This is a genomic window from Bradyrhizobium oropedii (genome assembly GCF_020889685.1).
GTDB classification, from domain to species: domain Bacteria; phylum Pseudomonadota; class Alphaproteobacteria; order Rhizobiales; family Xanthobacteraceae; genus Bradyrhizobium; species Bradyrhizobium oropedii.
In genome coordinates, this window is sequence record NZ_JACMYO010000296.1 from 1 (window position 1) to 7,005 (window position 7,005).

Annotated in this window: 8 protein-coding genes and 1 pseudogene; 2 read left to right on the top strand and 7 right to left on the bottom strand. The window is 65.5% G+C overall.

The features are described 5' to 3' along the window. From H8A95_RS40710 to H8A95_RS40740, 7 genes are all read right to left on the bottom strand, one after another. Positions 1–507: hypothetical protein (locus H8A95_RS40710; protein ID WP_229188135.1), on the bottom strand; the 507-nt coding region annotated here is incomplete at its 3' end. A 118-nt stretch (positions 508–625) separates the two neighbouring features. Continuing rightward, positions 626–1,558: a MerR family transcriptional regulator gene (locus tag H8A95_RS40715; protein ID WP_229188136.1), complete on the bottom strand. Its 933-nt coding sequence runs from the start codon at positions 1,556–1,558 to the stop codon at positions 626–628. 77 nt (positions 1,559–1,635) lie between these two features. Further along, positions 1,636–2,403 (bottom strand): peptidoglycan editing factor PgeF, encoded by a 768-nt coding sequence (pgeF, locus tag H8A95_RS40720; protein ID WP_229188137.1) that lies wholly within the window; start codon positions 2,401–2,403, stop codon positions 1,636–1,638. Continuing rightward, entirely contained in the window at positions 2,400–3,458 is a 1,059-nt protein-coding gene (locus tag H8A95_RS40725) for a class I SAM-dependent methyltransferase (protein ID WP_229188141.1), read from the bottom strand. The genes pgeF and H8A95_RS40725 overlap by 4 nt, the downstream gene beginning before the upstream one ends. 83 nt (positions 3,459–3,541) lie before the next feature. After that, a complete protein-coding gene (lgt, locus tag H8A95_RS40730) occupies positions 3,542–4,384 on the bottom strand; it encodes a prolipoprotein diacylglyceryl transferase (RefSeq protein ID WP_229188138.1) in 843 nt (280 codons plus the stop codon). A 5-nt stretch (positions 4,385–4,389) separates the two neighbouring features. Continuing rightward, a complete protein-coding gene (locus H8A95_RS40735; protein ID WP_229188139.1) occupies positions 4,390–4,965 on the bottom strand; it encodes a GNAT family N-acetyltransferase in 576 nt (191 codons plus the stop codon). Beyond that, on the bottom strand, positions 4,898–5,629 hold the full coding sequence (locus H8A95_RS40740) for a dienelactone hydrolase family protein (RefSeq protein ID WP_229188140.1): 732 nt from the start codon (positions 5,627–5,629) through the stop codon (positions 4,898–4,900). Before H8A95_RS40740 ends, H8A95_RS40735 begins: the two co-directional genes overlap by 68 nt. 176 nt (positions 5,630–5,805) lie before the next feature. Here H8A95_RS40740 and H8A95_RS40745 point away from each other — a divergent pair, with 176 nt between their 5' ends. Both H8A95_RS40745 and H8A95_RS40750 read left to right on the top strand, forming a co-directional pair. Next, positions 5,806–6,063 carry an accessory factor UbiK family protein gene (locus H8A95_RS40745; RefSeq protein WP_024581076.1) on the top strand — a complete coding sequence of 86 codons (258 nt, stop codon included), beginning with the start codon at positions 5,806–5,808 and terminating at the stop codon, positions 6,061–6,063. A gap of 268 nt (positions 6,064–6,331) precedes the next feature. After that, positions 6,332–7,005 (top strand): annotated as a pseudogene (locus H8A95_RS40750) (50S ribosomal protein L25/general stress protein Ctc); the annotation flags it as partial.

Genomic DNA, 7,005 nt, shown 5'->3' on the forward strand with positions numbered 1-7,005 from the left:
GCCGCCGTTGATCATGCTGGACAGGCCGCTGAGGCCGGCCTGGGCGATCTTGCGCAGCACCAGATCGTCGGCCGCGGCCCAGGCGTCCCGGCCGGCCTTGCCGGCGGGTTCTTCACCCGAGAGCCGGAGCGCCCGTTGCTGGTTGCTGTCGTAGACGTCCCATACCCACGAGATCATGGTGCGGCCGCGTACCACTTGCGCCGACAGATAGCTGCGCACGCGGTAGGCCGCGGTGCCCTGGCGCGACACGACCGACAGGCTGCGCAGCTTGGATTCACTGTCGAGCACCCCCACCATGCGGTCGAACACCTGGGGCGGCGGGCCGTCGATCGATTCGAAGGCAACGGTTGCCCCGCCGCTCGCCGGCGTGGCCATGGCGTAGGAGTCGGCAGCGCCGCCGCCGGCCGCGCATCCGCCAAGCACGCCCGCGATCGCCAGCCAGGTGACTGCGAGCGCGGCACGCACGACTGTCCCAGTTTGAAACTGGTGGTCTGACGCTTCCCTCATTGCGTCCTGCGATATCGTTAAAACGGCTTAACGTCTAGGGCAGGACGGCCACAGCACTTAACCGATCCGGCCGGCCGGACCGGGGAGAGGATCGAATTCCTTGCTCGATATTTCCGGCTCAGTCGGCCAGATGATGCCGCATCGCTTCGGTGATCCAGGCCCATTCGCGGTTCGGGCTCGCGTCCGGCTTCTGTCCGCGCATGATGGCGACGAGCTCCCAGTAGCGGGCCGCACGGGCGTCGTGCAGCGCATATTTGCCGCGAATCCAGTTGCGGAATTCCAGGTCGGGTTCTCGCTTCAGCAATCGCGCCGAGGTCTCCAGCCAGTCGCGGGCCAGGGCCTGGCCGGCCTCCGACGTCGGCCCGAGATCGCGCGCGATAATCTCTTTGGCTCTCGCCAGCACGGTCTCGTTGGCGGCCTGCCAGGCGGCGAGATCCAGCACGTGGTGATTCCAGACGTCCTCTGCATTGGCGCGGATGTTGGCGATGAGAGTGGGATCGCCCAGCATCTCCGACAGCTCGATCCAGGCATCGCATTGCTCCGGCGTCGGCTCGTCCGGCAATTCGGGCACGCTGGTCTCGATCATCTGCCGGATCCATTTCCGGTCGATGTTGATGCCGTCGGATACTTTCTCGAAAAAGCGTTCGACGACGTTGCGGCGCTCGGCGCGGGATAGCTGCGTCATGGTCAGAAATCTCCGTAAGTCTGCTTCGGTGAGTTGCGGTGAACGCAACGCAGCCCGCAGGGCCGAGGCGACGCGGCGCTGGGCCGCGATCTCAGCTTCCAGCGTCTCGAGGCGAAGCTTCAGCGCTTCGACCAGCGACAGCTCCTCGGTCAGGACCTCCCTGATCGCGTCGAGACCGAGCCCTGCATCGCGCAGGCAGCGGATCAGGTCGAGGCGAACGAGCTCTGCGTCGGTGAAGACGCGATAGCCGCTCGCGGTGCGGCCGGCCGGCGGCAGCAACCCCTGGTCCGAATAGAAGCGGAGCTTGCGGACGGAAATTCCGCTGAGCCGCGCCGCCTCGCCGATGCTGTAGGTGCGTTGTGTCATGCGCCGCTTGTCCGGTCTCCCGCAGGTGGAGAGTCAAGACGCTTGTCGCATGAAAATGAAGAGGACGCGCGGCGGCGTCAGCGTTCCAGCGCGATGGCGTGAACGAGCCGGCCGTAATCGGCTTCCTTACGGTGCACGGAGCGGCGGTAGCTGAAACAGCGCTCGTCGGAATAGGTGTCGATGCCGAGATCGTCGATCATCAGCACGCCGGCATTTTCCAGCCGCATGCGGATGAAGCCGGCGAGATCGAACATCGCATGGCCGTCGCGTTCGGCGGGAATGAAGAACATGCCGTTCTCCGCATCGGCCTCGATGAAGCGCTCGACGAATTCACGTCCGACTTCGTAGGACTCCTTGCGGATCAGCGGGCCGATGGCGGCGACGATGCCGCCGCGCTCCGCGCCGAGCTTCTCCATCGCATCGATGGTCGATTCCAGCACGCCGGTCAGCGCGCCCTTCCAGCCGGCATGCGCTGCACCGATCACCCGCGCATTGGGATCGACGAACAGGATCGGGCCGCAGTCGGCCGTCGTGACCGATATCGCAAGGCCTTCGGTGCGGGTGACGAGCGCATCCGCCTTCGGGCGCGGCGCGCCGTTCCACGGGCTGTCCACGACAGCGACGTCGGGCGAGTGCACCTGGTGCACGCTAATGAGATGATCGAGCGGCACGCCGAGCTGCGCCGCCATTCGCCGCCGGTTCTCCGCGACCTTGGCCGGATCGTCGTTTGAGCCGAGCCCGCCATTAAGGCCGGCATAGATGCCTTCGGAGACGCCGCCCTCGCGCGAGAAGAAGGCGTGGCGCAGGCCAGGTATGGCCGACAGCAGCGGTGATCCCAATGTCATTGTTCGGTCTCGTCAGGCTGATCGCTCAGTCCGGCGATCGAGGTGATGTGCGGATCGGAGATGGCCAAGACCTTGAACATCGAGCCCATCCCGCCGCGTCCGGAATCGGTCAGTCGCTTCAGCGCACCAGCGACGTCGGCGGAGACTTCGGGGCTTGCCTTCGCCATCAGTCCGGCAGCGCGGGCCTCGACGCCGAGGCGCTTGAGGAAGTCGCCCTGCGTCGCCGGCCCGTGGACGCGCGCGCCGACATCCTCGGCGGCCCGTGCCAGGGCCTGGAAATCGACATGTGCGGTGACGTCGGCCTGTCCCGGGTTCTTCAGCGGGTCGGCGAAGCTGTGGCGTGCGATGGCCTGGAAGGTGTCGCCGGCGTCGCTGCGCAAATGGCCGTAATCGATGATCAGCGCGGCGCCATCCTGGTCGCGCACCCGCGTGGCAAGCTTCATGATCTCGTTGTCGGGCCGCCATTCGAACACCGCGCCTAACGGCGCGGCGCGCACCAGCGGTGGCAGCAGCACCTCGAAATGTGGTGTCGGCTCGGCGGCGGGCGCGAAATACAGGCTGCCATTGGCATCCATCCCGACCGTGCGCTCGTGCCAGCCGGTTTCGCGGCGGACCATCTGGTGGATCGGCAGCACGTCGAAATATTCGTTGGCGAGGATGACCGCCGGTCCCTCCGGCACGTCGTCGATTCTGTCGTGCCAGGTGATGTTGCGCACGCCGGTCAGCGTGGCGCGCTGCTTCTCGCGCAGCACCGGATTGACCTCGACGAGGTGGATGCTGAGCGACTGGTAGAGCGGCGGCAGCACGCGCAGCGCACGCAGCGCGTCGGACATCATGGTGCCGCGCCCGGGCCCGAGCTCGACCAGGCGGAGCGTCTCGGGTGAGCCGATCGCGCGCCAGATCGAGGCGCTCCACAGCCCGAGCAGTTCGCCGAACATCTGGCTGACCTCGGGCGCGGTGGTGAAGTCGCCCTCGCGGCCGAGCGGATCGCGCGACAAATAGTAGCCGTAATGCGGATGCATCAGGCACAATTCCATGTAGCGCCAGACCGGCATCGGCCCGGACAATTTGATCAGCTTCCTGATCTCATCCAGCAGTGGGGAGGGTTCGCTCACGGCCTTCCTTGGATTGCACTTGCTTACGTTGAACTCGGCGCCGGCCCGTTCGCCCTGCGGCGGATGGCGGCCGTGATGATGATAGCGCCCACGATGATCATTGGCACCGACAGCAGCATCCCCATGGTCAGTCCGCCCCACAGGAATCCGAGCTGCGGGTCCGGCTCCCGGAAGTGCTCGCCGATGATCCGGGCAATGCCGTAGATCGTGATGAAGCTGCCGAGGATCAGGCCGGGCCGCTTGAGCGCGCCCATCCGGATCATGGTCGCCAGCACCGTGAACAGCACGATGCCCTCGAGCCCGGCCTCATAGAGCTGGCTCGGGTGGCGCGGCAGCGGTCCGCCATTGGGGAAGATCATGGCCCAGGGCAGGCTTGCATCGGCGTGCCGGCCCCACAATTCGCTGTTGATGAAGTTGGCGAGCCGGCCGAGGAACAGCCCGATCGGCGCGACCGCGGTGGTGATGTCGCCGAGCGACAGGATCGGGATGTTGTTGCGGCGGGCAAACAGCATCACCGCGGCGACGCAGCCGAGGAAGCCGCCGTGGAACGACATCCCGCCCTTCCACAATTCGAGGATCTCGGACGGGTGCGCGATGAAGAAGGGCAGGTTGTAGAACAGCACATAACCGGTGCGGCCGCCGACGATGATGCCGATGGTGACCCAGAGGATGAAGTCGTCGAGCTGCGGCAGCGTGATCGGCGCCGGACCGCCCCACAGCCGGTCCTTCTTGATCAGCGAGCGGGCGTAGATCCAGCCCAGCACGATGCCGACGATATAGGCCAGCGCATACCAGCGGATCACGATCGGCCCGAGCGCGAGCGCGACGGGGTTGAACACCGGAAAGTCGATCAGCAGGAACGGCATCGGGATCAGAGCGCTTTCGTGTAGACGGCGTAGGGCACGCCATGAATGGGCGGAGCGTCGTGCACCTTGCTGAAGCCCATCCCGAGATACATCGGCAAGGCGACCGTCATGATGGGGCTCGTGTGAAGCGCAATGGTCCGGCACCGGTCGCGCCGCGCCCTGGCGAGGCATTCCGACGTCAACGCATGCCCGAGTCCCTTGCCCCTGTCGACGGGGTCGACCACCAGCATGCGAATGACCGGCCATGCCTGATCGAAGAATGCGGCCTTTTTGACGCCGGGCCCAAAATAGCCGACCGCGCCGGCCAGCCGGTTACCGAGCTCGGCGACGATGATCTCGCCGCCGGAACTCAATTCAGAAGTTCTTGACAGGCCGGCGCGCATCGCCGGCCAGTCGTCGAAAGCGTCGCGGAATTGCTCGAAGGCTGTCACCGCAAGCCGGTTCACCTCGTCGGCGTCGGAGCTACGGTAGTCTCGAATGCGCGCGGCCTCCGCCATCCGTTTTCTTTGGGCCTCAGACCAGGTTGCGCCGGTACAGCGCCAGCAGCCGCTCCCAATGGCGTTCGGCGGCGTCGCGGTCATAGACCGGGCGCTTGGGGAACGCAAAGCCGTGATGGGTGCCGGGATAGATCTCGACCTCGTTGTTCGATCCCTTCATGCCGGCCTTCACCTGCTCGATGATTTCCTGTGGCGCGTAGATATCGGTCTCGGCGCAGGCGAAATAGAGTTCGGCTTTGGTCTTTTGCGCGGCAAGATGCGGGCTGTCGGGCTGGTCGGTCGCCAGATGCGTGCCGTAGACCGAAGCGGCGGCCTTCACGCGGTCGCCGAAATGCGTCGCCGCGTTCATCGCATAGCGGCCGCTCATGCAGTAGCCGACGGTGCCGATGATCGCTGTGTTGGCGGCCTTCTGCGTCTCGGCATAGGCGAGCAGGCCCCGGGTGTCTTCCATGACGAGGGGAATGTTGAGCGAGTGCATCAGCTCGAACATGCGCTTGCGTTCGGGCGATTCCGGATCGGGATTGATCGGGCCGAGCTCCATCACGCCGGCGCGGTAATACATATTCGGCAGCATCACATAGTAGCCGGAGGTGCCGAGCCGGCGCGCCATGTCGCGCAGCTCCTCGCGGATCGCCGGTGCATCCATGTAGAAGATCACGACCGGGAAAGCGCCGCCGCGCTCGGGATGGGCGATGAAGGTGGTGGTCTTGCCGTCCTTGGTCGGGATTTCGACAGTCTCTTCGATCATGGCGTTTCTGCTCGCGTTATGTGTGCGATTTTTGTTGTGGGTTCATACGATTGCAAGGAAACCGGAGCATGACAAGGCAAGCTGCGAGAGGCCTGCCATTCGCGGCGGACTTGAACCGGATGGCGGGGATCGCCATTGTCTTATCGCGATTCAGTGAACGCGGAGAGTTTTGCGAGATGACCCAGACCAGCAACCGGTTTTTCGACGAGATCGGCCGTCTGATGAACGATGCCGCGGGTGCCGCCCAGGGCGTCAAGCGCGAGGTCGACACGGTCATGCGCAACCAGGCCGAACGGATCCTGCGTGACCTCGACGTGGTCAAGCGCGAGGAATTCGACGCGGTCAAGGACATGGCCCGCCTGGCGCGCGAGGAGAACGAGGCGCTGAAGGCCCGGATCGCTGCGCTGGAAGCCAAGCTCGGCGGCGCCGGCTAAGCTGCGAGCTCCCATAGCCCGGATGGAGCGCAAGCGAAATCCGGGGACCGCGGGCTGGACTGTCCCCGGATTGCGCTTCGCTCCATCCGGGCTACGGCCTCGCTGCTGGGAACGCCGCAGAAAAATCCCTTCATTTCCTTGTCATTTCGGCCCTTTGGGGCTAAAAGCCCGCCACGTCCGCGGCCCCCGCACCCCTGGAGGCTTGCTGTGGACTTGAGCATGGGCCGCGCTGCGGCCTTTAACTTTTTAAATACAAGGACTTAACGCTATGGCGACCGTCAAGGAATTGAAGGCGACCGCGCGTCCGAAGAGCGGCAAGGGGGCCGCCCGGGCAGAGCGTCGCGCCGGGAGAGTTCCCGGAGTGATCTACGGAGACAACCAGCCCCCCGTCACCATCTCGGTCGACGATCGTGAACTGCGCCAGCGCATCCTGGCAGGCCGGTTCCTGACCACGCTGTTCGATATCGATGTCGAGGGCAAGAAGCATCGCGTGATTCCGCGCGACTACCACCTCGACCCGGTGAAGGACTTCCCGCTCCATGTCGACTTCATGCGGCTCGGCGAAGGCGCAACCATCCGCGTCAGCGTGCCGCTGCACATCGTGAACGGTGAAAGCTCGCCGGGCGTCAAGCGCGGTGGCACCGTCAACATCGTCACCCACGCGCTCGATCTCGAGTGCTCGGTGGACAACATTCCGCAGTACATCGAGGCCGACGTCGGCGCGCTCGAGATCAGCTATTCGCTGCATCTCTCCGACGTCAAGCTGCCCGCGGGCGTGAAGTCGCTGACCCGCGAGGACGCGACGCTGGTGACCATCGTGCCGCCGTCCGGCTTCGCCGAAGAGCAGAAGGCCGCGGCTGCGGCGGCTGCTGGTGGCGCTGCTCCGGCCGCGGGTGCTGCGGCTCCGCCGCAGGTGCTGCGGCTCCGGCTGCGGGCGCTGCG

Bases quoted from the DNA above. Each gene is read 5' to 3' on its own strand.
- H8A95_RS40715 (WP_229188136.1), bottom strand. From the start codon at position 1,558: ATGACACAACGCACCTACAGCATCGGCGAGGCGGCGCGGCTCAGCGGA.
- pgeF (WP_229188137.1), bottom strand. From the start codon at position 2,403: ATGACATTGGGATCACCGCTGCTGTCGGCCATACCTGGCCTGCGCCAC.
- H8A95_RS40725 (WP_229188141.1), bottom strand. From the start codon at position 3,458: ATGCCGGTCTGGCGCTACATGGAATTGTGCCTGATGCATCCGCATTAC.
- lgt (WP_229188138.1), bottom strand. From the start codon at position 4,384: ATGCCGTTCCTGCTGATCGACTTTCCGGTGTTCAACCCCGTCGCGCTC.
- H8A95_RS40735 (WP_229188139.1), bottom strand. From the start codon at position 4,965: ATGACCGCGACGCCGCCGAACGCCATTGGGAGCGGCTGCTGGCGCTGT.
- H8A95_RS40740 (WP_229188140.1), bottom strand. From the start codon at position 5,629: ATGATCGAAGAGACTGTCGAAATCCCGACCAAGGACGGCAAGACCACC.
- H8A95_RS40745 (WP_024581076.1), top strand. From the start codon at position 5,806: ATGACCCAGACCAGCAACCGGTTTTTCGACGAGATCGGCCGTCTGATG.